At 73.4% G+C, this 24,082-nt stretch carries 22 protein-coding genes; 8 read left to right on the top strand and 14 right to left on the bottom strand.

Going from position 1 to position 24,082, the window contains the following annotated elements; translation table 11 throughout:
• Nucleotides 1-72: 72 nt before the first annotated feature.
• Nucleotides 73-1,008, top strand: a complete 936-nt coding sequence (locus IF29_RS43545) for a M23 family metallopeptidase (RefSeq protein ID WP_030254167.1) — start codon at nucleotides 73-75, stop codon at nucleotides 1,006-1,008.
• A gap of 22 nt (nucleotides 1,009-1,030) precedes the next feature.
• Here IF29_RS43545 and IF29_RS0114660 read toward each other — a convergent pair whose 3' ends face one another.
• The 3 genes from IF29_RS0114660 to IF29_RS0114650 all read right to left on the bottom strand — a co-directional run bounded on the left by IF29_RS0114660 (nucleotide 1,031) and on the right by IF29_RS0114650 (nucleotide 3,578).
• Nucleotides 1,031-1,681, bottom strand: coding sequence for an HAD family hydrolase (locus IF29_RS0114660; protein WP_030254165.1), 651 nt, complete (start codon nucleotides 1,679-1,681; stop codon nucleotides 1,031-1,033).
• A gap of 41 nt (nucleotides 1,682-1,722) precedes the next feature.
• Nucleotides 1,723-2,532 carry a pyrroline-5-carboxylate reductase gene (gene proC, locus IF29_RS0114655; RefSeq protein WP_030254163.1) on the bottom strand — a complete coding sequence of 270 codons (810 nt, stop codon included), beginning with the start codon at nucleotides 2,530-2,532 and terminating at the stop codon, nucleotides 1,723-1,725.
• Between the two features lie 116 nt (nucleotides 2,533-2,648).
• Nucleotides 2,649-3,578, bottom strand: a complete 930-nt coding sequence (locus IF29_RS0114650; protein WP_030254161.1) for a proline dehydrogenase family protein — start codon at nucleotides 3,576-3,578, stop codon at nucleotides 2,649-2,651.
• A 120-nt stretch (nucleotides 3,579-3,698) separates the two neighbouring features.
• On the opposite strand from IF29_RS0114650, the gene IF29_RS0114645 reads away from it, so the two are divergent.
• Nucleotides 3,699-4,160 carry a hypothetical protein gene (locus IF29_RS0114645; RefSeq protein ID WP_030254159.1) on the top strand — a complete coding sequence of 154 codons (462 nt, stop codon included), beginning with the start codon at nucleotides 3,699-3,701 and terminating at the stop codon, nucleotides 4,158-4,160.
• A gap of 30 nt (nucleotides 4,161-4,190) precedes the next feature.
• On the opposite strand, the gene IF29_RS0114640 is transcribed toward IF29_RS0114645, so the two are convergent.
• From IF29_RS0114640 to IF29_RS0114625, 4 genes are all read right to left on the bottom strand, one after another.
• Nucleotides 4,191-4,466 carry a hypothetical protein gene (locus IF29_RS0114640; RefSeq protein WP_157623739.1) on the bottom strand — a complete coding sequence of 92 codons (276 nt, stop codon included), beginning with the start codon at nucleotides 4,464-4,466 and terminating at the stop codon, nucleotides 4,191-4,193.
• Between the two features lie 100 nt (nucleotides 4,467-4,566).
• On the bottom strand, nucleotides 4,567-6,411 hold the full coding sequence (gene ilvD, locus IF29_RS0114635) for a dihydroxy-acid dehydratase (RefSeq protein ID WP_030254155.1): 1,845 nt from the start codon (nucleotides 6,409-6,411) through the stop codon (nucleotides 4,567-4,569).
• Between the two features lie 197 nt (nucleotides 6,412-6,608).
• Nucleotides 6,609-7,415 carry a sugar phosphate isomerase/epimerase family protein gene (locus IF29_RS0114630; RefSeq protein WP_030254153.1) on the bottom strand — a complete coding sequence of 269 codons (807 nt, stop codon included), beginning with the start codon at nucleotides 7,413-7,415 and terminating at the stop codon, nucleotides 6,609-6,611.
• A gap of 394 nt (nucleotides 7,416-7,809) precedes the next feature.
• On the bottom strand, nucleotides 7,810-8,745 hold the full coding sequence (locus IF29_RS0114625; RefSeq protein ID WP_030254152.1) for a Ppx/GppA family phosphatase: 936 nt from the start codon (nucleotides 8,743-8,745) through the stop codon (nucleotides 7,810-7,812).
• Between the two features lie 137 nt (nucleotides 8,746-8,882).
• Between IF29_RS0114625 and IF29_RS0114620 the strand changes: the two genes are divergently transcribed.
• Nucleotides 8,883-9,701 (top strand): AIM24 family protein, encoded by an 819-nt coding sequence (locus IF29_RS0114620; RefSeq protein ID WP_030254150.1) that lies wholly within the window; start codon nucleotides 8,883-8,885, stop codon nucleotides 9,699-9,701.
• A gap of 47 nt (nucleotides 9,702-9,748) precedes the next feature.
• Here the strand turns inward: IF29_RS0114620 and IF29_RS0114615 are convergent, their stop codons facing one another.
• The 3 genes from IF29_RS0114615 to IF29_RS0114605 are packed head-to-tail and all read right to left on the bottom strand — an operon-like array spanning nucleotide 9,749 to nucleotide 12,702.
• Nucleotides 9,749-10,615: a heme ABC transporter ATP-binding protein gene (locus IF29_RS0114615; protein WP_051725306.1), complete on the bottom strand. Its 867-nt coding sequence runs from the start codon at nucleotides 10,613-10,615 to the stop codon at nucleotides 9,749-9,751.
• Between the two features lie 21 nt (nucleotides 10,616-10,636).
• Entirely contained in the window at nucleotides 10,637-11,665 is a 1,029-nt protein-coding gene (locus IF29_RS0114610) for a FecCD family ABC transporter permease (protein WP_051725305.1), read from the bottom strand.
• Nucleotides 11,662-12,702 (bottom strand): heme/hemin ABC transporter substrate-binding protein, encoded by a 1,041-nt coding sequence (locus tag IF29_RS0114605; RefSeq protein WP_084714220.1) that lies wholly within the window; start codon nucleotides 12,700-12,702, stop codon nucleotides 11,662-11,664. Before IF29_RS0114605 ends, IF29_RS0114610 begins: the two co-directional genes overlap by 4 nt.
• A gap of 139 nt (nucleotides 12,703-12,841) precedes the next feature.
• Here IF29_RS0114605 and IF29_RS0114600 point away from each other — a divergent pair, with 139 nt between their 5' ends.
• Nucleotides 12,842-13,825: an HtaA domain-containing protein gene (locus IF29_RS0114600; protein WP_030254145.1), complete on the top strand. Its 984-nt coding sequence runs from the start codon at nucleotides 12,842-12,844 to the stop codon at nucleotides 13,823-13,825.
• An 87-nt stretch (nucleotides 13,826-13,912) separates the two neighbouring features.
• Here IF29_RS0114600 and IF29_RS0114595 read toward each other — a convergent pair whose 3' ends face one another.
• Nucleotides 13,913-14,596 carry a biliverdin-producing heme oxygenase gene (locus tag IF29_RS0114595; RefSeq protein WP_051725303.1) on the bottom strand — a complete coding sequence of 228 codons (684 nt, stop codon included), beginning with the start codon at nucleotides 14,594-14,596 and terminating at the stop codon, nucleotides 13,913-13,915.
• Between the two features lie 181 nt (nucleotides 14,597-14,777).
• Between IF29_RS0114595 and IF29_RS0114590 the strand changes: the two genes are divergently transcribed.
• Nucleotides 14,778-15,590 (top strand): DUF3109 family protein, encoded by an 813-nt coding sequence (locus IF29_RS0114590; protein ID WP_030254141.1) that lies wholly within the window; start codon nucleotides 14,778-14,780, stop codon nucleotides 15,588-15,590.
• A gap of 7 nt (nucleotides 15,591-15,597) precedes the next feature.
• Here IF29_RS0114590 and IF29_RS0114585 read toward each other — a convergent pair whose 3' ends face one another.
• The gene (locus IF29_RS0114585; protein WP_051725302.1) at nucleotides 15,598-17,403 is read right to left on the bottom strand and encodes a BACON domain-containing protein; all 1,806 of its coding nucleotides are present in this window, start codon (nucleotides 17,401-17,403) and stop codon (nucleotides 15,598-15,600) included.
• Between the two features lie 127 nt (nucleotides 17,404-17,530).
• Here IF29_RS0114585 and radA point away from each other — a divergent pair, with 127 nt between their 5' ends.
• Entirely contained in the window at nucleotides 17,531-18,937 is a 1,407-nt protein-coding gene (gene radA / locus IF29_RS0114580; RefSeq protein ID WP_030254138.1) for a DNA repair protein RadA, read from the top strand.
• 194 nt (nucleotides 18,938-19,131) lie between these two features.
• A complete protein-coding gene (gene disA, locus IF29_RS0114575) occupies nucleotides 19,132-20,238 on the top strand; it encodes a DNA integrity scanning diadenylate cyclase DisA (RefSeq protein WP_051725301.1) in 1,107 nt (368 codons plus the stop codon).
• A 33-nt stretch (nucleotides 20,239-20,271) separates the two neighbouring features.
• Here disA and IF29_RS48505 read toward each other — a convergent pair whose 3' ends face one another.
• Nucleotides 20,272-21,174, bottom strand: coding sequence for a hypothetical protein (locus IF29_RS48505; protein WP_051725300.1), 903 nt, complete (start codon nucleotides 21,172-21,174; stop codon nucleotides 20,272-20,274).
• 159 nt (nucleotides 21,175-21,333) lie between these two features.
• On the opposite strand from IF29_RS48505, the gene IF29_RS0114565 reads away from it, so the two are divergent.
• The gene (locus IF29_RS0114565; RefSeq protein ID WP_030254131.1) at nucleotides 21,334-22,227 is read left to right on the top strand and encodes an HhH-GPD family protein; all 894 of its coding nucleotides are present in this window, start codon (nucleotides 21,334-21,336) and stop codon (nucleotides 22,225-22,227) included.
• A gap of 110 nt (nucleotides 22,228-22,337) precedes the next feature.
• On the opposite strand, the gene IF29_RS0114560 is transcribed toward IF29_RS0114565, so the two are convergent.
• Entirely contained in the window at nucleotides 22,338-23,948 is a 1,611-nt protein-coding gene (locus IF29_RS0114560) for an MDR family MFS transporter (RefSeq protein ID WP_084714211.1), read from the bottom strand.
• Nucleotides 23,949-24,082: the final 134 nt, after the last annotated feature.

The following is a 24,082-nucleotide window of genomic DNA, read 5'->3' as shown; positions in this document are numbered from 1 at the left end:
AGATGTGTATAAGAGACAGCCCCCACCCCCACCCCCTCCCGCACGCCGCAGGCGACCACACTGACCCGGCTGGTGCTGGCCTACCTCGCCGCAGCCCTCGCCGAGGCCACCCTCCCCTTCGTGAGCGGCACCGCCACCGGCTGGCTGCTGCTCACCGCCACCACCCCGGCGCTCGCCTGGTACGCCCTGCGCACCGGCCCCACCCACGCGCTCCCGCCCTGGTTCCGCGCGCTCCCCGTCGCCGCCGTCGGCCTGGCCCTGCTGGCCGGGCTGCGGGCGCTGCCGGTCTTCGGGCCCGGCCTCCGCTGGGGCATGCCCGGCCTCCCCGAGCTGCTGATCTTCGCGGCCGTCCTCGGCCTGGCCGGCTGGACCCGGTACCGCAGCCGGCCGATCCACCCCTCCCCCAGCGCACACCCGCTGACGCTCCGTTCGCCCCTGCGCGGCGGCTGCTTCACCGTGGTCGAGGGCGGCGGCCCGGCCGTCAACCGCTACGCCCAGGAGTCACTGGCCATCGGCGCCGGGCGGCACCGCCGCCACGCCGTGGACCTGGTCCAGCTCGGCGACGGACCGCAGTGGCGGGGCCGGCGCGCCCTCGGCCTGGCCCCGGCCGGCAACGAGCGCTACGCGATCTTCGGCCACCCGGTGCTCAGCCCCTGCGACGGAGTGGTGGTGACGGCGGTGGACGGCCTGCCGGACCACGCGCCCCAACTGCTGGCCGTGGACCACCCCGAGGGCAACCACGTCGCCATCGACACCGGCCGGGCCCTGGTCGTGCTCTCCTGGCTGCGCCAGGACAGCATCCGGGTGCGGCGCGGCCAGCACCTGACGGCCGGCACCGCCGTCGCCGCCGTCGGCAACTCCGGCGACGGCGCCGAGCCCTCACTGCACCTCCGTGCGGAGACCCGCACCTCGCACCCCACCCCGGGCAGCGGCGCCGGCCTGCCGTTCCGGTTCACCGAACTGCGGGGCGACCCGCTGCGCGGCCGCCGCTTCCGGATCCCGGACTGACGGTCCGTCCGACCTCCCGCGGCTACAGCCCGAGCAGTTCCGCGGCCTCCGTCGTGTCCCGGTACAGGCCGGTCGCGCCGGCCAGCCGCTCCGCCGGGGTCAGCGCGGTGTGGCCGTAGACGTCCATGCCCGCGGCCCGGGCCGCGGCGACGCCCAGCGGGCTGTCCTCCAGCACCACGCAGCGGTCCGGGGCGACGCCCATGGTCGCGGCGGCGTGCAGGAAGAGGTCGGGGGCGGGCTTGCCCCGGCCCACGTCCTGGGCGCTGAACAGCTGCTCCTCGGTGAAGAAGCCGGACAGGCCGGTCCTGGTCAGCGCCGTGCGGATCCAGGCGTGGTGCGCCGAGGAGGCGACGCAGTAGCGCACCCCGGTCTCGCGCACCCGCTTCAGCAGTTCGGCCGCGCCCGGCACCGGCGTCAGCTGCTCCTGGAAGGCCGCGAAGACCCGGGCGTGGAAGTCCTCGTCGAAGCCGTCGGGCAGCCGCGCGCCGTGGTAGCGCTCGGCGATCACGTCATGGACGGTGTGGGCGGCGGCGCCCATGAAATCGCGGTAGGAGTCCTCGACCGTGGTCGGGAAGCCCAGCTCGGTGAGGTAGTCCGCGAGCAGCCGGTTGGAGATCGGCTCGCTGTCCACCAGCACGCCGTCGTTGTCGAAGATCACCAGGTCGTAGCGCATCCGCCCAGCGTACGGGCCGGGCGGCGGCTGCTTCCCGGCGGCTACTTCCCGCCGGAGGCCAGCTCCTGGGAGCGGTTGCGGGCCGCCTCCAGCGCGGAGAGCAGGGCCGCCCGCACCCCGTGGTTCTCCAGCTCGCGGATGGCCGCGATGGTGGTCCCGGCCGGGGAGGTGACCGCCTCGCGGAGCTTCACCGGGTGCTCCCCGGAGTCCCGCAGCATCACCGAGGCGCCCACCGCGGCCTGCACGATCATGTCGGCGGCGACCGCGCGCGGCAGGCCCAGCAGGATGCCGGCGTCCGTCATCGCCTCGACCAGGAAGTAGAAGTAGGCGGGCCCGGAGCCGGACAGCGCGGTGGCCGCGTCCTGCTGCGACTCTGGCACCCGCAGGGTCTTGCCGACCGGTTTGAAGATCTCCTCGGTACGCAGCAGGTGCTCCTCGCCCGCGTGCGAACCCGCCGAGATGACGCTCATCGCCTCGTCGACCAGCACCGGGGTGTTGGTCATCACCCGGACCACGGGCGTGCCCGGGGCCAGCCGCTCCTCGAACCAGGCGGTCGGCACCCCGGCCGCACCCGAGATCACCAGCCGGTCGGCGCCGACGTACGGCGCGAGCTCCTCCAGCAGCGTGCCCATGTCCTGCGGCTTCACGGTGAGGATCAGCGTGTCGGCGGCCTTCGCCGCCTCCGCGTTGCCGACCGCCTCCACGCCGTAGCGCTCGCGCAGCTCCGCGGCGCGCTCCGGGCGGCGGGCGGTGACCAGCACGTCCGACGCGGGCTTGCCGGCCCGCAGCAGCCCGGAGACCAGGGCCTCGCCGATCTTGCCGGTGCCGAGGACGGCGACTCGCTGCGACATGGGGGACCTCCTGCGGAACGTGCCGACGGTGCTGCGCACATCCTCGCACCAGGCACCGACACCGGGCCCGAACCGTCCGCCAGGCGGTCAGTCCGGCGGTCAGCCCGGCGCGGCGGTCAGCGGTGCCCCAGCGAGCGGAGGAAGAAGGCCAGGTTCGCCGGCCGCTCCGCCAGCCTCCGCATGAAGTAGCCATACCAGTCGTCGCCGTAGGGGACGTACACCCGCACCGTCTCCCCGGCGGCGGCGAGCCGGCGCTGCTCCTCGGAGCGGATCCCGTAGAGCATCTGGAACTCGTAGCTGCCCTGCGGCCGTCCGGTCCGTACCGCCAGCGCGCCCGCGATCGCGATCAGCCGGGGGTCGTGGGTGGCCACCATCGGGTAGCCCTGACCCTCCATCAGCAGCCGCAGGCAGCGCACGTAGCAGCGGTCCACCTCGGCCTTGTCCCGGAAGGCCACCCCGGCGTGCTCCGCGTAGGCGCCCTTGACCAGCCGCACCCGGGAGCCCGCGTGCAGCAGTTCGCGGAGGTCGCCCTCGGTGCGGCGCAGACAGGACTGCAGCACCACACCGGTGCGCGGGAAGTCGGCCCGCAGCTCGGCCGCGGCGGCGAGGGTGTCGTCGGTGGTGCTGTGTCCCTCCATGTCCAGGGTCACCGTGGTACCGGCCGCCGCAGCCGCCTCGCAGACCGCCCTGGCCCGCCCCAGCGCGGCCCGGGGGCCGTCGGCCCCGAGCGCCGAGCCCAGCGCCGAGAGCTTGACCGACACCTCGGCCCGGCCGCCGGTCCCGGCCGCGCCGAGCCGGTCCAGCAGCGCCCGGTACTCGTCCCGGACGGCGTCGGCCCTGGCCGGGTCCGCGGTGTCCTCGCCGAGGTGGTCGACACTGACGTGGAGCCCGCGCACGATCAGCCGGTCGACGACCCGGAGCACGTCCTCGCGGTCCTCCCCGGCGATGAAGCGCCGCACCAGCGCCCGGGCGGGCGGCGCGGTCACCACGGCCCTGCGGGCGGCCGGACTGCGGGCCGCGGCCAGCAGCAACTGACGGGTGAGCATCTCCTCAGCGTAGGTCAGCCCGGACCGGGATCCGGGAACGGCGTGGCAGGGAACGGTGCAGGGAGAAACTCAGGGTTGTCCCCTATAGCGTTCGGCCTCGGGAAAGCGCACCGTGGAGGCATGACTAGCAGTGATGTCTCATCCCGCGAATCGAGCCAGCTTGCCGTCGCCTCGGCCACGCACGGCCCCTGGCGGACCGCGGGTGTCGTCGGCGTGGTCGGCGGCGCGGCCACCTTCGGCCTGGAACTGATCAGTCTGCACTGGTCCCTGGGGATGCTCGCCTGGCCGGCCAGCGTCACCCTGTTCCTGTTCTTCCTGATCGGCGGTGCCGGCTCGATGGTGAGCAAGAGCGGCGACCGCAGGCTGCGCCGCTGGGCGGCGGAGCACCCCTGGCAGACCGCCGCCGTCCCGGCCGTCGGCCTCTTCGTCACCAACACCATCACCCAGTTCATCCTGAGCAGCGACGGCGTGTTCATGAGCATCTTCACCGCGCTGTGGCACGCGGCCATCCTGGGCGCCATCGTCGGCGTCGTCGGCTCGGTCGCCGGCGCCCGCCGCAGCAGCGGCGGCAGCAGCTACTGACGCCACCCGCGGGCGGGGTCGGCGGACGGGTCAGCGCCGCTTGCGCTTGCCGCCGCTGCCCGCTGTGGCGGGGGTGCGGCGGCGGGCGTGGGCGGCCAGGGCGAGTTCGTAGCGGGAGCGCTTCTCGGCCTCGCCCGGGGCCTCGAACAGGCTCCGCAGGAAGTACGCGACCAGCATGCCGACGAAGCCGATCAGCAGCATCGGGCCGATGGACTTCTCGTCGGCCATCCAGCCGTCGAGCGAGGCGCGGCCCTTGCTGAGCAGGGTCCAGGTGCGGATCGCGGCGACGCAGGTGCAGATCGCCACGGCGACCACCAGCAGCGTGTCGACCAGAGCGCACGATTTGGGGGGCGGGGGCTGGGCGGCCCCGGGGGGGGGCCCGCGGAGCCGCTGCCGGTGGTGTCGCTCAGCCCAGCCGGGAGACGTCGCGGACCGCGCCCTTGTCGGCGCTGGTCGCCATCGCCGCGTAGGCCCGCAGCGCCGCCGAGATCTTGCGCTCGCGGGACTTCGGCCGGTAGCCGGTCCCGGCCTCCAGCGCGCTGCGGCGCGCGGCCAGGTCCTGGTCGGAGACCTCCAGCTTGATGGTCCGGGCCGGGATGTCGATGGTGATCAGGTCGCCGTCCTCGACCAGCGCGATGGTCCCGCCGGAGGCCGCCTCGGGCGAGACATGGCCGATCGACAGGCCGGAGGTGCCGCCGGAGAAGCGCCCGTCGGTGATCAGCGCGCAGGCCTTGCCCAGCCCGCGCCCCTTGAGGAACGAGGTCGGGTAGAGCATCTCCTGCATGCCGGGGCCGCCCTTGGGGCCCTCGTAGCGGATGACGACGACGTCGCCCTCCTTGACCCGCTTGGTGAGGATCGCGTCGACCGCGTCCTCCTGCGACTCGACCACCACGGCCGGGCCGGAGAAGCGCCAGATCGACTCGTCGACACCGGCGGTCTTCACCACGCAGCCGTCCACCGCCAGGTTGCCGTAGAGGATGGCCAGGCCGCCCTCGGTGGAGTAGGCGTGCTCCACGTCGCGGATGCAGCCGTTGGCCGCGTCGGTGTCCAGCGTGTCCCAGCGCTCGGACTGCGAGAAGGCGCTCGCCGAGCGCACGCAGCCGGGCGCGGCGTGGAACAGCTCCACGGCCTCCGGGGACGGCGAGCCGCCGCGGATGTCCCACTGCTTCAGCCAGTCCGCCATCGACGGGCTGTGCACCGTGTGCACGTCCTCGTTCAGCAGCCCGCCCCGGTACAGCTCGCCGAGGATGGCCGGGATGCCGCCCGCGCGGTGCACGTCCTCCATGTAGTAGGAGCCGTTGGGGGCGACCTTGGACAGGCAGGGCAGCCGGCGCGACAGCGCGTCGATGTCGGCCATGTCGAAGTCCAGGCCGGCCTCCTGGGCCGCGGCCAGCAGGTGCAGGATCGTGTTGGTGGACCCGCCCATGGCGATGTCCAGCGCGACGGCGTTCTCGAACGCGGCCCGGGAGGCCACGTTGCGCGGCAGCACCGACTCGTCGTCCTGCTGGTAGTAGCGGTTGGTGATCTCCACGATGGTCCGGCCGGCGTCCTGGTACAGCGCCTTGCGGGCGGTGTGGGTGGCCAGCACCGAGCCGTTGCCGGGCAGGGCCAGGCCGACCGCCTCGGCCAGGCAGTTCATCGAGTTGGCGGTGAACATCCCCGAGCACGACCCGCAGGTCGGACAGGCGTTCTCCTCGATCCGGGCGATGTCCTCGTCCGAGACGTTCTCGTTGACGGCGTCCGAGATGGCGTTGACCAGGTCCAGCTTGCGGACGGTGCCGTCGACCAGGGTCGCCTTGCCGGCCTCCATCGGGCCGCCGGAGACGAACACCACCGGGATGTTCAGCCGCAGCGCGGCCATCAGCATCCCCGGGGTGATCTTGTCGCAGTTGGAGATGCAGATCAGCGCGTCGGCGCAGTGCGCCTCGACCATGTACTCGACCGAGTCGGCGATCAGGTCGCGGGAGGGCAGCGAGTAGAGCATCCCGGCGTGGCCCATGGCGATGCCGTCGTCCACCGCGATGGTGTTGAACTCGCGGGGGATCCCGCCGGCCTGCTGGATCGCCTCGGAGACGATCCGCCCGACCGGCTGGAGGTGGGTGTGCCCGGGCACGAACTCGGTGAAGCTGTTCGCCACCGCGATGATCGGCTTGCCGAAGTCCTCGCGGGCTACCCCGGCGGCCCGGAGGAGGGCGCGGGCGCCAGCCATGTTGCGACCGTGGGTGACCGTACGAGACCTCAGCTCGGGCACTGTGCTCATCTCCTGCGTCCGTCGTGCTCCAACTTTTCGGGGCGCGACACCCCGCACCCCTGCGAAACCCCGGGGTGGCGAGCCGGAACCGGACCGCTCTACCTCAGCGAAGCGGAGTGTGACAGACGAGCCTACGCTTGCTGCCCGCGCCTCGGACACGCTGTCCGGAATGCGGTACGCCACACCGGGTCCCCGCCTCAGTGCCGTACCGCTCCGGCCGCGGCCAGGTGGAGCCGGGTGAAGGCCAGCGCCTCGGCCAGGTCGGCCTCGCGTTCGACCGGGCCGGGCGAGCGGCGGGTGTTGACCTCCAGCACCACATGGCCGTCGAAGCCGCTGCCGGCCAGCCCCTCCAGCAGTTCGGCGCAGGGCTGGGTGCCGCGTCCCGGGATCAGGTGCTCGTCCTTGGCGGAGCCGGAGCCGTCGGCCAGGTGGACGTGGGCCAGCCGGTCGCCCATCCGTCCCACCATGGCCAGGGCGTCGGTGCGGGAGGTGGCGACATGGGAGAGGTCGACGGTGAAGTGCCGGTAGTCCTCGGTGGTGGGGTCCCAGTCCGGGGCGTAGGCGGCCACCTCGCGGTCGCGGTAGCGCCAGGGGTACATGTTCTCCACCGCGAAGCGGACGTCCGTCTCCTCCGCCATCCGCCAGACCCCCTGGACGAAGTCCCGGGCGTACTGCCGCTGCCAGCGGAACGGCGGGTGCACCACCACCGTGGACGCCCCGAGCTTCTCGGCCGCCGCCCGGGCCCGGACCAGCTTGGCCCAGGGGTCGGTGCCCCAGACCCGCTGGGTGATCAGCAGGCACGGCGCGTGCACCGCCAGGATCGGGACGGCGTGGTAGTCGGAGAGCCGGCGCAGCGCCTCGATGTCCTGGCTGACCGGGTCGGTCCACACCATCACCTCGACGCCGTCGTACCCCAGCCGTCCGGCGATCTCGAAGGCGGCGGCGGTGTTCTCCGGGTAGACCGAGGCGGTGGACAGCGCGACCTTGGCGTCGGGGACCAGTATCGGAGTACCGAGCGCCCGGGCGGACGGGGGCACGGCGAGGGCGCGCGGGGTGACCGACAGCGTCGGCGCGGACGTGGCGGCCTTGGCGGCCGCCTTCTTGGCGACGGCCTTCTTGCCGGTGCCCGCGGCCTTCTTCACCGCCGCCTTCTTGACCGCCACGGCCTTCTTCACGGCGCCGGTCTTCTTCGCCTTCGGAGCAGCCGCCTTCGGAGCATTCGCCTGGGGAGCAGCCGCCTGCTCGGCCCGGGTGGCCCCGGCCGCGGGCTGCTCCGGCGCAGTGGTGTCGTCCGTTGGTTCCGCCACGGGAGACAGCGTATGCGTGTCCGCCCCCGGAGGGGACAGCGCCTCACCACTGCCGACATGTTCCGGACAGGTGTACGAAGTAACCCGGTGGCTACTGCTCGCCGGACATCTGGTCCAGCCTGCGCAGGATCAGCCCCTCGCGCAGCGCCCAGGGGCAGATGTCCAGTTCGTCCACCCCGAACAGGTCCATCGCACCGTCCGCCACCAGCGCCCCGGCCAGCAGCTGCCGGGCCCGGCCCTCGGAGACCCCAGGGAGCAGCGCCCGCTGCCCCGCGGTCATCGCCGCCAGCCGCGGCACCCAGGCGGACAGCGAGCCCCGGGTGAGCCTGCGCGGCAGGTAGGGGCCGTCGGCCTCACGGGCCGCGCCGGTGATCCTGGCCAGCTGCTTGAAGGTCTTGGAGGTGCCCACGAAGCGGTCCGGGGAGCCCAGCCGGACCACCTCGGCCACGGTCCTGGCGATCTCCGCACGGACATGGCGGCGCAGCCGGCGGACGTCCTCGGCCTCCGGCGGGTCCCCCGGGAGCCAGCCGGCGGTGAGCCGGCCCGCGCCCAGCGGCAGCGAGACGGCCGCGTCCGGCTGCTGGTCCAGGCCGCAGGCGATCTCCAGCGAACCGCCGCCGATGTCCAGCAGCAGCAGCCGTCCCGCCGACCAGCCGTACCAGCGGCGGGCGGCGAGGAAGGTCAGCCGGGCCTCGTCGCCGCCGGACAGCACCTGGAGCTCGACGCCGGTCTCCCGCTGGACCCGCTTGAGCACCTCCTCGCCGTTGGCGGCCTCGCGCACGGCGGAGGTGGCGAACGGCAGCACCTCTTCGACGCCCTTGTCCTCGGCGACCCGCATCGAGGAGGCGACCATCTCGACCAGCTTCTCGACGCCCACCTCGCCGATGGCGCCGTCGGCGTCCAACAGCTCGGCCAGCCGGAGTTCGATCTTGTGCGAGTAGGCGGGCACCGGGGCAGCACCGGGGTGCGCGTCCACCACCAGGAAGTGGACGGTGTTGGATCCCACGTCGAGTACGCCGAGTCGCATAATGCGCCACGGTACGCGACCGCGGGAGGGCCATCATCCCGGGGCGGGCCGCCGTCCACGGTGGGCACCGGCCAGGAACGGCGGGGCCGCCCGGTACGTTCACCGGTGGACCGGTCCGTCCCCCTAGGAGATCCGCTGTGGCCCTGCAACTCCAGATCGTCGGCAACGCCATGCAGATGGCCGTCGTCCAGCTCCAGCCGGGACAGACGGTCTACTGCGAGGCGGGGAAATTCCTGTTCAAGACCGTGAACGTGAGCATGGACACCCGGATCTCCGCCCCGAACGGCAACCAGCAGGGCGGCGGCGGCCAGGGCGGAGGCGGCGGCATGGGCGGCATGCTGCGCCAGGCCATGGGTACCGCGATGCAGGCCGGACAGCGGATGCTGGCCGGCGAGAGCATCGCGTTCCAGTACTTCACCGCCCAGGGCGGCGAGGGCACCCTCGGCTTCGCCGGGACGCTGCCGGGTGAGATGCGGGCGCTGGAGATAACCCCCGGACGGGCCTGGCTGGCCGAGAAGGACGCCTTCGTCGCCGCCGAGTCGGGGGTGAACTTCGGTATCGCCTTCTCCGGGATGCGCACCGGGATGTCCGGCGGCGAGGGCTTCATCCTGGAGAAGTTCACCGGCCAGGGCACCGTAATCATCGCCGGCGCCGGCAACTTCATCGACCTGAACCTCTCCGACTTCGGCGGCAAGCTGCAGGTCGACACCGGCTGCATCGTCGCCTTCGAGGAGGGCGTGCGGTACGGGGTCGAGCGGGTCGGCCGGATGAACCGACAGGGCGTCATGAACGCGATGTTCGGCGGCGAGGGGCTGTCGCTGGCCACGCTGGAGGGCAACGGCAAGGTGATCCTGCAGTCGATGACGCTGGAGGGGCTGGCCAACGCGCTGCGCAAGGCCCAGGGTGGCGACAAGGAGGGCGCCACCGGCGGGCTGTTCTCCACCCGCGTGCAGTAAGGGCCCCAGCCCCTGCCCCCTGCCCCCTGCCCCCTGCCGCCGAGCCCTCAGCGCAGCGGCAGCACCAGCGGGGCCGCGCCCGGGCGCGGGTGCGGCAGCACCTCCACCGCGCAGCCGTAGACCTCGCTGAGCCGTTCCCCGTCCAGCACCTCGCCGACCGTGCCGTACCCGGCCAGTCCGCCGCCGTGCAGCAGCGCCAAGCGGTCCGCGTAGGCGGCGGCCAGGCCCAGGTCGTGCAGCACCACGACCACCGCGTCCCCGGCCGCCGCCCTGGCCCGCGCGGTGCGCAGCACCAGCTCCTGGTGGCGCAGGTCCAGCGCGGCGGTGGGCTCGTCCAGCAGCAGCAGCGGGGCCTGCTGGGCGAGCACCCGGGCCAGCGCCACCCTGGCCCGCTCGCCGCCGGACAGGTCGGTGTAGGGACGGTCGGTGAAGGCCGCCGCGTCGGCCTCGGCCAGCGCCCGGGCCACGGCGGCGTCGTCCTGCTCCGGGCTGCTGATCCCGGCCCAGGGCGCGCGGCCCATCCGGACCACCTCGCCGGCCGGGAACGGGAAGGACAGCGGCGAGGCCTGCGGCAGCAGCGCCCGGTGCAGGGCCAGCTCGGCGGGGCGGTAGGAGTCGAGGGGCCGTCCGCGCAGCAGCACCCGACCGGCCGTCGGGGCGAGGTCCCCGGCCAGCAGCGCGAGCAGGCTGGACTTCCCGGCACCGTTGGGGCCCAGCAGCGCCAGCAGTTCCCCGGCGCGGATCCGCAGGTCGATCCGGTCCAGCACGGTTCGTCCGGCCCGCAGCAGCCCCGCCCCGGAGACCTCGGCGACCACCGCGCCCGGGGCCGGCTTGGACGGCGTCTGGAGGTGCCGAGCGAAGCGAGTCGACCAAGGGTGGTGGCGGGCGACGGGCGGGCCGTTCTGGCCACGCATCGTCAGAAACCTTCCCATCATCTAGTTCCAGCCTCCCTGGCGGGACCGGGTGCGGCGCAGCAGCCAGAAGAAGAACGGGCTGCCGAGCAGCGCGGTGAGCACGCCGAGCGGGAGTTCGGCGGGTGCGGCCAGGGTGCGGGCCGCGAGGTCGGCGGCGACCAGCACCACCGCTCCGCCCAGCGCGCTGCCGGGGAGCAGGAAGCGGTGCCCGGGACCGGCCGCCATCCGCAACAGGTGCGGGACGACCAGGCCGACGAAGCCGATGATGCCGCTGACCGCGACGGCGGCCGCGGTGAGCAGCGCGACGACGGTGATCAGCACCAGCCGCAGCCGCTCGACGTCCACCCCCAGATGCCGGGCCGGTCCCTCGCCGAGCGCCAGCAGGTCCAGTTGCCGGGCGTAGCGGGGGGCCACCGCCAGGCCGACGGCGGCGAACGGCAGCACCGCCAGGACCTGGCTCCAGCCGGCCGAGCTGAGCGAGCCCAACTGCCAGAAGACGACCTGGTTGACGGCGGTCGGGTCGGCCAGGAACAGCAGCAGTCCGATCAGGGCGCCGCAGAGCGCGTTGACCGCGATTCCGGTGAGGACCAGGGTGACCACCTCGGTCCGGCCCCCGGAGCGGGAGAGCACATAGACGGTGAGGACGGTGACCAGGCCGCCGGCGAAGGCGGCGACCGGCGCGGTCCAGGTCCCCAGGACGTCGATGCCGAGGACGATCACGGCGACCCCGCCGACCGCGCCCCCGGAGGAGATGCCGATGATGCCGGGGTCGGCCAGCGGGTTGCCGAACAGACCCTGCATCAGCGCGCCCGCGCAGCCCAGCGAGGCGCCGACCAGGGCGGCGAGGGCGACCCTGGGCAGCCGTACGTTCCACAGCACGGAGTCGGCGACCTGGTCCAGGGCGTGTCCGCCGAGGTGGGCGCGGTGCTGCAGCGAGGCGATCAGGTCGGGGAGCGGGATGCGGTAGGCGCCGATGCCGGCGGCGGCCAGCACCAGCAGGACCAGGGCGGTGGCCAGAGCGGCCGTCAGCAGTCGTGGACGGTCCGTCACTCGGCCACGCCCCCGCGGTAGAGCTGGTCGGCGATGGACCGGAGCACGGCCGGGGTGCGCGGACCGTAGCTGAGCAGTTCGCCGTCCTCGACGGAGACGATCCGCTGCTTCAGTCCGGCCGGGGTCTGCGCGACGCCGGGGAGCTTGAGCAGTCCGGGGACCCCGCCGACGGAGGCCAGGCCCTGGGTCATCACCAGGATCGCGTCCGGTGCGGCCTGGGCCAGGGCCTCGCTGGTGATCGGGGTGAACGGTGCCTTGAGCCCCCCGGCCACCCCGGCGTCCTCGCCGCCGACCGCGGTGATCAGCGGTTCGGCCCCCGAGCCGGCGCCGCCGATGTAGTAGACCGAGGCGCTGCCGCGGACGTAGAGGAAGGCGATCCGCGGCCTGCCGCCCGGGTTCTCCTCGGCGATGGCCGCGTCGACCGCGGCGAACTGGGCGTCGGTACTGCTGACCAGGGCCTGGCCGGCCGCGGTGACGCCGAGGGCGGCTGCGACCGCGCCGATCCGGGGGTCGATGTCGGCGATCTTCTTGGCGTCGTCGAAGACCACGACCGGGATGCCGGCGGCGCGGATCCTGGCGATGGTGTCGGCGTTGGAGGTCGCGGTGGAGGTGTCGGAGAGCACCAGGTCGGGCTTGAGCGAGAGCACCCCCTCGGCGCCGATGATGTGGTTCTTGCTGACCAGCGGCAGCTTCGCGGCCTGGGCGAAGGTGGCGGTGACGTCGCGGGCCACCACCCGGCTGCCCAGGCCGAGGCTGTAGACCAGCTCGGAGAGGCTGCCGCTGAGCGGGATGATCCGGTCCGCCCTGGTGACGGTGGTCCGCTTCCCGTCGTCGGAGGTCACGGTGACGGGCAGTCGGGGAACGGTGCCACTGCTGATCGGCACCACCGCGTCGGCGGGGGCCGAGGCGCCGGCGGCAGCGGCGCCGCCCGTCGTGGCGCTGCCGCAGGCGGCCAGGGCGAGGGCGAGCAGCGGCACGAGGAGCAGATGTCGGTATCGGCTCCGGCGGCCCCTGGGGGTGCGCTGTGTGGCGAGCATGACGGCCTCTCGGATGGTGCCTGGGGTCCCCGTGACCTGATGGCAAAACTTAGGATAGCCTTACCTTACTTACTTGGAGCAATCGGCCTCCCCGCAGGCCCGACTCCCCCTGCCCGCACGCCATTTCAGGAGATCCGCCATGTCCCGACGCCCCCTCCGCGCCGCAGCCCTCGCCGCCTCGGCGGCGCTGCTCTGCGCCGGCCCGCTGCTGACCGCCCAGTCCGCCTCGGCGGCGACCGTCTCGTTCAGCTCCGGCTCGCTCGACTGGGGCGTCAAGGCCAGCTTCCGCGACTACCTGGCCAGCGCCGCCGCGGCCGGGACGATAACCCCGACCGGCGGTGCCACCAGGAACAGCGACGGCACCTTCCACTTCGACCTGGACAAGGCCTCCTACGACACCACCACCCACGCCGTCACCTCCTCCTACGGGGGCGGCCTGCACATGACCGGCCACAGCGGGGCGCTGGACATCGTCCTGACCGACCTGCGGATCGACACCAGCGGCAGCACCGGGACGCTCACCGCCGACGTCTCCTCCAAGCAGATGGACGGCAGCTCCACCTTCACCGGCGACGACGTCGCCCTGGTGACCTTCACCGTCAGCCAGAGCACCTTCAGCGGAGCCTCCGCCGCGACCGTGCTCTCCTCGGCCGCCGTGAAGGCGTTCGCGGGCTTCTACCCGGCCGGCACCGCGATGGACCCGGTTACTGTGAAGCTGGTCCAGGCAGCAGCCTCCAGCTCGGCCTCGGCCTCGACCTCGGCCGGCCCGAGCAAGAGCGCCGGCAGCACCCCGACCACGTCGACGCCGACCAAGTCCGCGTCCGCGTCCACGTCCGCCGGCGCGGCCCCGACCAAGTCCGCCGCCGGCGCCTCGGCCTCCAGCTCGGCCTCCGCATCCGCCGCCGCGTCGACCACGGCGTCCGCCTCCGCGAGCGCCTCGGCAACCAGGGCGACCGTCGCCGGCGTGACCGCGAGCCCGAGCAGCAGCGGCACCGGCGCGCTCGCCGAGACCGGCTCCGACAGCTCCACCCTGCCGCTGGCGCTGACCGGCACCGCGCTGGTCCTCGCAGGCGGTGCGACCACCGTGGTGCTGCGCCGCCGCCGCGCCGCCGGCCACAGCTGACGGCCCACCAGCCGCACGTCCCCCGTTCCCACCGGCCGGCACCGGCGGGAACGGGGGACGTGCCATGTCGGCACCGCGTCGCCGCGCTCAGGCACTGAGCGGGTAGCGGTCACCCAGGTCCCGGAAGAGCGCGGTGTTCAGCCGGAACGCCCGGCGGCACTCCTCGGCCACCCGCCACTGCTCGATCTCGCCCAGTTCCGCGCCGACCCGGTCCAGCGCCTCCCGGTACCCGCGCTTGAACGCGGCGGGGTTGCCGATCTCCTCGAAGACGTAGAACCGCACGCCGTCGCCCTTGCGGTCGAAGCCCCAGGTCTTCTCGGCGATGCCGCGGATGATCTGACCGCCCGACAGGTCGCCCAGGTAGCGGGTGTAGTGGTGGGCTATGTAGCCGACCGGCCACTCGTCGGCCAGCTGCCGCAGCCGCGCGGTGTAGGCCTGGGTGGCCGGCAGCGGGGGCTGCTGCCGCCAGGACGAGGTCCCCCGGAGGTGGGCCAGGTCCCGCTCCAGCGCCTCCCGACGGAACAGCGCGGGGTCCACGAACCGTCCGACCAGCGGGTGCCCGGCCAGCGCCTCGCCCGCGGCCTCCAGTTCCGCGTAGACGAACCACAGCTGGGCGGCGAGATCCGCGTAGGCCTCGACACCGAGCCTGCCGCCGAGCAGGTTGCCCATGAAGCCGGACTGCTCCGCCTCCTGGTGCTCCTGGGCGGTCGCGGTTCGGAGCAGCACGGCGAATCCGCCGGTCTGACCGGGCGTCGGATCGGGATGGCTCACTGGTCCTCCAGGGGCTGGAACGGTCGTCATGATCAGAATTATTTTGGTTAGGCTAACCTAAGTCAATGGCTTACCGACACCCCGTCGGCAACGCGACGCCTCACCCGCCCGGCCGCAGGCCGTAGCCGCCGGAGCTGCACCGAAGCCGTAGGGTGGCCGGGTGCCAGCCGTAGACGTGACAATCACCGATCGCAAGGCAGCCGAGAAGGCTGCGAAGAAGGCCGCGGCCGCGGCGCGCAAGCGCGAGGTCCCGCTGGACTTCGCCCGCGCCTGGGTCGAGTTCGCCGACCCCGAGGACGCCGAGCAGGTCTTCCGCTGCGACCTGACCTGGCTGACCTCCCGTTGGACCTGCATCTTCGGCCGGGGCTGCCACGGCATCCGGCCCGGACGGGCCAGCGACGGCTGCTGCACCCTGGGGGCGCACTGGTCCGACGAGGACGACCAGCAGCGGGTCCTCGGGCACGCGGCCCGGCTCACCCCCGAGACCTGGCAGTTCCACAGCAAGGGCACCGGGCCCAAGGGCATCAGCGAGCCCGACGAGGACGGCGACCTGCGCACCCGCCGGGTGGACGGCGCCTGCATCTTCCTCAACCGCCCCGGCTTCCCCGGCGGCGAGGGCTGCTCGCTGCACACCCTGGCGCTGAGCGAGGGCAAGGAACCGCTGGAGACCAAGCCCGACGTCTGCTGGCAGCTCCCGGTGCGCCGCACCTACGACTGGATCGACCGGCCGGACGACACCCGCTACCTCCAGGTCACCATCGGCGAGTACGACCGCAGGGGCTGGGGACCCGGCGGCCACGACCTGCAGTGGTGGTGCACCGGCAGCCCGGACGCCCATGTCGGCCCCGACCCGGTGTACATCAGTTACCGGCCCGAGCTGGTGGAGCTGATGGGCGCGGGCGGCTACGCCGTGCTGGCCGAGCTGTGCGAGCGGCGCCTGGCCGCACCGGGCGAGCCGGTCGCACCGCACCCGGCCGACGCCCCGCAGGGCTGACCCGGCGTCAGCCTCCCGAGGCCGACGGAGCGGAGTCCGAGGGCGCCGCCGAGGCCGAACTGCTCCCGGACGGTGACGCGGTCGCGGACGGCGACGGGGAAGCGGAGGCCGACGTCGAACCGGTCGGCGGTGCCGACGTGGGCGGCGTGGAACTCGCCGGCGGTGTGCTGGGCGGGCCTACCGTCGGCGAGGCGGGCGGCGCCGAGGTCGGGCCGGAGCCCGAGGTCGGGCCAGTGCTGCTGCCGACCGTGGGCGTCGGTGTCGGCATACCCCGGCGGCCGCCGCCGGACGATCCGCTGCCCGGGCCGTGCAGGGTCACCACCGACCCCGAGGGGGTGACCGAGACGAACGCGGTCCACGGGCCCTCGGGCAGCGCGGACCGGTCCACGGTGATCACCAGGGTGAGCCGCTGCCCCGGCTGGAGCGTGCCGCCGTCCCGGCTCAGCCGCAGCCACCCCGCCGCGGTGGCCGCCTGCCAGGCCACCGGGGTGCCACCGCTGTTGACCAGGGTGACCACGGTACGGCCGCCCAGCTCGCCGGCGCTGACCTCCAGCTGAGCCGGGGCGGGCGCCAGCGGGCCTCCGCCGGGCGGCGCGACGGCGGGGAATCCGGACGAGGGCGGCAGCGGGCTGCCGCCGACCGCCACCGACAGGCTCACCGGCTGCGCCTCGGGCCGCACCGAGCGGCCCGCCGGGGCACCGGTCGTCGCCGACGGACCTCCTGACGGAACGTCGGCCGCGACCGAGGCCGGGTCCACCTGCACCGAGGAGACCGGGTCCTCCGGCAGGTCCGGTCCCTGGTGCGTCGACCACAGGGCCACCACCGGAGCGGCGACCACCAGCGCGATGACCGACCCGGCGATCGCGCGCTGCCGCAGCATCCCGGCCCGCTCGGCCCCGGCGCTGCGGTGGATCGGGAAGCCGCGCCGGTCGAAGCGCAGCTCCCGTCCGGCCGTCGACACGGCGTCCCGGGACGCCGGGCTGCCGACGGCGGTACCGGAACCGGCACCGCCGCCCATGCCCAGGGAGGCGAAGAAACGATCCCCCGCCGACGCCCTGCGGGCCTCCCGCGGCGCCTCCACCAGCGCCAGCGCGCCCGGCGCGCGGAAGGTCCCGGGCCAGGGGCCGGCCGCGGCGGCCCGCTCGGCCGTGCCCCGGCAGGTCGGACAGTCGTCCACATGGTTCACCAACTCGCCCCGCAGGGCGGCGCTCAGCACCGGACCGCGGCCCCGGCCCAGCACCGTCAGCTCGGGGCAGTCCGCGGCGGCCAGCACCGCCAGCGCCGCCGCCGTACGCTCCAGCTCGCAGACCGCCTGCGCCAGCAGCACCCCCGCCTGGTCGGCGCGGAGGTCCAGCACGGCCGCGAGCTCGGCGGTGTCCAGGCCGTGCCGTCCGACCAGCTCCAGCGCCTCCCGCTGGGCCGGGGCCACCCCGGCCGCCTCCGGCCAGGCCAGCAGTTCCAGCCGGGCGTGCTCGGCGCTGTGCCGGCCCAGCGGACGGCGCGTCAGGGCCCGGACCGGCTCGGCCTCCATCCGCACCAGGCAGACGTACCGGGCCAGCGCGTACAGCCAGGCCCGCAGCTGCTCGGGGCGGCGCAGCCGGCGCCGGTACCGCGCCGAGAGCTGCCGCAGCTCGCGCACGGCGGCGACCGCCTCCTCCTGGTCGCAGAGCACCGACAGGCAGTAGGTGAACAGGGCGTCGCCGAGCCGCTCCCAATCCTCGTCCAGGGCGCGAGCGCCGGTCGCCCGCGCTCCCGCCTCCGCTGATCGGACACGGGGCCGCGGTACGGCTCTGGCCTGCGAGTCGGTGGTCACTCCTCCGACGGTAGGCCGCACCCGCACGGTCGGTGGGCGGATGGCCCCCGGATAGCTCTTTCGGGTGACCTGCTGTGATGTCGGTGGCCTCGGGTGATTGTCGGTGCCGGGCTGTAGCGTTCACGGCATGGCAGCCCGAACCACCTCCACCAAGGCCCCGCGCTCCTCGTACCGCTGCACCGAGTGCGGCAACACCCCGCCCAAATGGACCGGCCGCTGCACCGAGTGCAACGCCTGGGGAACCATCGAGGAGTACGGCTCCCCCGCCGTCCGCACCACCGCCGCGGGTCCGGTCAGCACGGCCGCGCGCCCGATCGGTCAGGTGGACGCCACCGTGGCCGCCTCCCGGGCCACCGGCATCGGCGAGCTGGACCGGGTGCTCGGCGGCGGCCTGGTGCCCGGTGCGGTCGCGCTGCTGGCCGGCGAGCCCGGCGTCGGCAAGTCCACACTGCTGCTGGACGTCGCCGCCAAGGCGGCCAGCGACGCGCACCGCACCCTCTACATCACCGCCGAGGAGTCGACCAGCCAGGTCCGGCTGCGCGCCGACCGGATCGGCGCGCTCTCCCCGCACCTCTACCTCGCCGCCGAGACCGACCTGGCCGCCGTCCTCGGCCACATCGAACAGGTCCAGCCCTCGCTGCTGATCCTGGACTCGGTGCAGACCGTCGCCTCGGCCCAACTGGAGAGCGCACCGGGCGGCCCGGCGCAGATCCGCGAGGTCACCGCCGCCCTGATCCGGGTATCGAAAGCCCGTGCCATGTCCACGCTGCTGGTCGGCCATGTCACCAAGGACGGCTCGATCGCCGGCCCCCGGCTGCTGGAGCACCTGGTGGACGTGGTGCTGCACTTCGAGGGCGACCGCCATGCCAGGCTGCGGATCATCCGCGGCGTCAAGAACCGCTACGGCGCGACCGACGAGGTCGGCTGCTTCGAACTGCACGACGCCGGGATCTCCGGCGTCGCCGACCCGTCCGGGCTGTTCCTGACCAAGCGGGACAAACCGGTGCCGGGGACCTGTCTGACCGTCACCCTGGAGGGACGGCGCCCGCTGGTCGCCGAGGTCCAGGCGCTGATGGTGGACTCGCAGATCCCCTCCCCCCGGCGGACCACCTCCGGCCTGGAGTCCCCGCGGATCGCCATGGTGCTGGCCGTGGTGGAGCGGCACGGCGGCGTGCGGCTGGGCAAGCTCGACATCTACACCGCGACGGTGGGCGGGGTGAAGCTCACCGAACCGGCGGCGGACCTGGCCATCGCGCTGTCGGTGGCCAGCTCGGCGGCGGACACCCCGCTGCCGGCCAACCTGGTCGCCATCGGCGAGGTCGGCCTGGCCGGCGAGGTGCGCCGGGTGACCGGCGTGGAACGGCGGCTCGCCGAGGCGGCCCGACTGGGGTTCACCCACGCACTGGTCCCGCCGGACCCGGGCAAGGTCCCCAAGGGCATGCGGGTGACGGAGGTCGCGACCATCGGCGAGGCGCTGGCGGCCATCCCCGGCCGCCGCAGGCCCGCACGTACCGCGGAGGCTGCCGCGCAGTAGTCGGTTGCTGTCCGCGCAGTTCCCCGCGCCCCTGAGGGGCGCGGGGAACTGCGCGAGAAACAACCGCTGACGGCAACTCCTCCACCGTCGGCAGCTACCGCTCCGGGGGGCCGGCGTCAATAACCCGACACCACCCGCCGTGGCCGACGGTAAACTCATGAGCGCACACCGCACCCCACCGGAGGAGTCGTCCCGTGGCAGCCAACGACCGGGCGGATCGCTCCTCCCGCGAGGAGGCCCTTCTACGGGCCTCACTGAGCGCCGTAGCACCAGGCACGCCCCTGCGCGACGGCCTGGAGCGCGTACTGCGCGGCCGTACGGGCGGGTTGATCGTCGTCGGCTTCGACAAGACCGTCGAGGCCCTCAGCACCGGCGGATTCGTCCTGGACGTGGAGTTCTCCGCGACCCGGCTGCGCGAGCTCTGCAAGCTCGACGGCGCCGTCGTCCTGGACAAGGACATCACCAGGATCGTCCGCGCCGGAGTCCAGCTCGTGCCGGACGCCAACATCCCCACCGAGGAGACCGGCACCCGGCACCGCACCGCCGAGCGGGTCAACAAGCAGACCGGCTACCCGGTGGTCTCGGTCAGCCAGTCGATGCGGCTGATCGCGCTCTATGTGAACGGTGTGCGCCGGGTCATCGAGGACTCCGCCGCGATCCTCTCCCGCGCCAACCAGGCCCTGGCCACCCTGGAGCGCTACAAGCTGCGCCTGGACGAGGTCGCCGGCACGCTCTCCGCGCTGGAGATCGAGGACCTGGTGACGGTCCGTGATGTGACCGCGGTGGCCCAGCGGCTGGAGATGGTCCGCCTGATCAACCGTGAGATCGCGGGCTACGTGATCGAGCTGGGCACCGACGGCCGGCTGCTGTCGCTCCAGCTGGACGAGCTGATCGCCGGGGTCGAGCCGGAACGCGAACTGGTCGCCCGCGACTACTTCCCGGAACGCGCGGCCAAGCGCGGCCGCACCGTCCAGGACGTGCTGACCGACCTGGAGGGGCTGACCCACAGCGATCTGCTGGACCTGCAGACGGTCGCCAAGGCGCTGGGCTACCCGGGCACCCCGGAGGCGCTGGACGCCGCCGTCAGCCCGCGCGGCTACCGGCTGCTGGCGAAGGTGCCGCGGCTGCCCAACACCGTCATCGAGCGGCTGGTCGAGCACTTCGGCGGACTGCAGAAACTGCTCGCCGCCAGCATCGACGACCTGCAGACCGTCGAGGGGGTCGGCGAGTCCCGGGCCCGCTCGGTGCGTGAGGGGCTGTCCCGGCTGGCCGAGTCCTCGATCCTGGAGCGCTACGTCTGACGGACCCGGCCGGAGCCGGGCCCGCCGGGCGGGTCAGCTGCCGAACGGCGCGAGCTTGAACTGGTGCGAGGGCTGGACGGTCACGCCGGCGATCCCGACCCGGGCGACATAGGTCCCCGCGCCCACGCCGTTGCCGCCGCCGCCCGGGGTGCAGCCGGGGGCCGAGGTGATCCTGGACCACTGGAACTGCGCGTTCAGCGGCGTCGCGGAGGCCGGCACCGCGTACCACTGGGACGAGGCGTCGCGGGGGCAGTCGCCGGAGGACCAGACATGGCTGTCGCTGTCGCTGCTGACGGTGAGCACGGCCGACTTGGCGCCGAGGTCCACCCGGCAGGCCGCACCGCTGGTGTTGCTGATGGCCAGTTGGAAGGTCGGCCACTGCGAGGAGCTGTAGGACTGCTCGGTGCTGGTCAGCGACAGTTCCACGTCGGCCGCCGCGCACACCGGCAGGTTCATGGTGCCACTGGCGTTCGGCGGGGTGCTGCTGCCGCTGCCGCCGGAGCCGCCCGAGCTGCCGGCGCCGCCGGACGAGCTTCCGCCGGAGCCGCCGGTCCCGCCGCCGGTGGTGCTGGAGCCGCCCGAGGTGCCGCCGGTGACGGTCACCACCGTCCCGCCGTTGGTCCCGGCCGGAGCGCTCGACGACGCGCCCCCGGACGGGGTGGGGCTCTTGCCGCCGCCGCTGCCGGAGCTGGTCCCGCCGCCGGACGCGGTCCCGTCGTTGGAGCCGCCGCCGGACCCGGTCGGCCCGGGTGTGATCGATGTCACCGGATGCGAGGACGACGCCGCGCCCGTCCCTGGTTTCTTCCCGCCCCCGCCGGGCAGCAACAGCCACAACAGGAGTACCAGCACCCCGAGGGCGACGAGGAGCACGATCAGGCGCCGTCGCCAGTAGATGGAGGACGGCAGCGGTCCGACGGGATTGCGCAGAGAGGGCACGAGCAAACCTTACGAGAGATCAACCCCCGCTCAGAGCAACACCGCCGTACCTGGTGCCCCTTCTTTCACATCATCGTCCTGATGGCCCGTTCGGATGGTTTCGTGCCACCGTTCCGGTTACTTCCCGGTGACCCGGTGTGTGCGAGGATCGACGGCGCTATGACAGACACCCTTCGCCCGCAGCGGGACGCCCTGCACCGGACCGTCCTCGCCTGGTACTCCGCACACGCCCGCGAGCTGCCCTGGCGGGAGCCCTCCGCCGGGCCCTGGGCGGTGATGGTCAGTGAGTTCATGCTGCAGCAGACCCCGGTGAAGCGGGTACTGCCCATGTACCAGGCCTGGATGGAGCGTTGGCCGACCCCGGCCGACCTGGCCGCGGCACCCGCCGGGGAGGCGGTACGGGCCTGGGGACGCCTCGGCTACCCGCGCCGGGCGCTGCGGCTGCACGCTGCGGCGACCGCGATCACCGAGCAGCACGGCGGCGAGGTCCCACTGGACCACGCGGCGCTGCTGGCGCTGCCCGGAGTCGGCGAGTACACCGCCGCCGCGGTGGCCTCGTTCGCGCACCGGCAGCGGCATGTGGTGCTGGACACCAATGTCCGGCGGGTGTTCGCGCGACTGGTCGACGGCCGCGAGTACCCGCCGGTGGCGACGACGGCCGCGGAGCGGCGCACCGCGGCCGAACTGCTGCCGGACGAGCCGGAGACCGCGGCCACCTGGGCGGTCGCGGTGATGGAGCTCGGCGCACTGGTCTGCACGGCGCGGACCCCCGCGTGCGGGGAGTGCCCGGTGGCACGGGAGTGCGCGTGGCGGAGGGCGGGGTACCCCGCGCACGACGGGCCGCCACGGAAGGGACAGACCTACGCCGGGACCGACCGGCAGGTGCGGGGCAAGCTCCTCGCGGTGCTGCGGGAGGCCCACGGGGAGGTCCCGCAGAGCGCGCTGGACTCCGTCTGGGCGGACTCCGTCCAGCGGGGGCGGGCGCTGGACGGCTTGGTGGCCGACGGGTTGGTGGAGCCGGTCGCCCCGGGGGTCTACCGACTGCCCGGTTAGCGGCCCTACGTCAGCTTCTGGCTTGTCGCGCAGTTCCCCGCGCCCCTGGGCGTCAGGGGCGCGGGGAACTGCGCGAACAGCAACCATGCACCTCCCGCACCCAAGATCCTTCAGACCTCCACGGCAACGTGGGATTCGGCTTCGGACGGCTTCGGAGTAGCCCGCAGCGGAACCTCCTCCAGGAACACCGCGACCACGATCCCGACCACACTGATGACCGCGCCCCACAGGAAGATGCTGTGCACCCCGTTGGCGACCGCATGGTCGTACGCCTCCCGGACCGGGGCCGGCAGGTGGCTCAGCATGCCCGGCGTGAGCTGCGCGTGCCCCGCGATCGCCTGGCCGCCGCTCGCGCCCAGCCGGGAGGTCATGGTGTCGGTGACCCGGGAGCTGAACAGGGCGCCGAACAGCGAGACACCGAAGGACCCGCCGATGGTGCGGAAGAACGTGGAACTGCTGGAGGCGACGCCGATGTCCCGCAGCGCCACGCTGTTCTGCGCCACCAGCATGGTGATCTGCATCAGGAAGCCCATTCCGGCGCCCAGCACCACCATGAACAGGCCGGAGGTGAAGCGGGTGGTGCCGGTGTCCAGCCGGGACAGCAGCAGCATGCCCGCGGTCATCACCAGGGTCCCGATCACCGGGTAGATCTTGTAGCGCCCGGTACGGGTGACGGCCTGTCCGACGACCAGCGAGACGACCAGCATGCCCAGCATCATCGGCATCAGCAGCAGCCCGGAGTTGGTCGCCGAGGCCCCCTGCACGCTCTGCTGATAGAGCGGCAGGAAGGTGATCGCGCCGAACATGACGAACCCGACGACGAAGCCCAGCGCGCAGATCAGGCTGAAGTTGCGGCTGCGGAACACGTGCAGCGGCAGCACCGGCTCCTCGCCGCGCTGCGCCACCCGCTGCTCCACCCGCAGGAACCCGGCCAGTGAGACCGCCGCCAGCGCCAGCATCCCGGCGACCTGCCAGGAGCCCCAGGCGTAGCTCTGGCCGCCCCAGGTGGTGACCAGCACCAGTGCCACGATGCCGACGGTGAGCAGGCCGGCGCCCAGGTAGTCGATCCGGCCGGAGGTACGGATCTTCGGCAGGTGCAGGGTGATCGCGATCACGATCAGGGCCAGCGCGCCCAGCGGCAGGTTGATGTAGAAGATCCAGTGCCAGCTGAGGTGGTCCGTGATGGTGCCGCCGACCAGTGGTCCGCCGATCATCGCCACGGCCATGACGGCCGCGAACATGCCCTGGTACTTGCCGCGTTCACGCGGCGGCACCAGCGCGCCCATGATCGACATCACTCCGACGATCAGGCCGCCGGCGCCGAGGCCCTGCAGGGCCCGGAAGCCGATCAGTTCGTTCATGTTCTGCGACAGCCCAGACAGCGCCGACCCGACCAGGAAGATCACGATCGAAGCCATGAAGATGCCCTTGCGGCCGTAGAGGTCGCCGAGCTTGCCCCAGATGGGGGTCGAGGCCGTGGTCGCCAGGATGTAGGAGGTGACCACCCAGGAGAGGTGGTTGACACCGCCCAGGTCACCCACGATGGTCGGCATCGCGGTACCGACGATCATGTTGTCGAGCATCGCCAGCAGCATCGCGATCAGCAGCCCGCTGAGCACGATCCGGATCTCCCGCGGGGAGCGGATGATCTGCGCGTCCGGGTCGGGGTCGGCACCGCCGGCGGCCGCCTCCCCCTGCTGCGGAATCTGGTCCTGAGCCATCCCTCTGCCTCCCCGTGCACGGACTTACTTGCCGACCGGCTAGTACCCTCGACAGCGGCACGGTAAGCTCACTTGGTGGGGGCCGTCAACCCACTTTTCGCCACCCCTGGCGGGACCTGCGCGAACGGCCGCTA

It is taken from the genome of Streptacidiphilus jeojiense, assembly GCF_000719095.1.
In the GTDB taxonomy this organism is placed as follows: Bacteria; Actinomycetota; Actinomycetes; order Streptomycetales; family Streptomycetaceae; genus Streptacidiphilus; species Streptacidiphilus jeojiensis.
The sequence above is the reverse complement of the archived record's forward strand: the minus strand, read 5'-3'. Positions and strand labels throughout refer to the sequence as shown.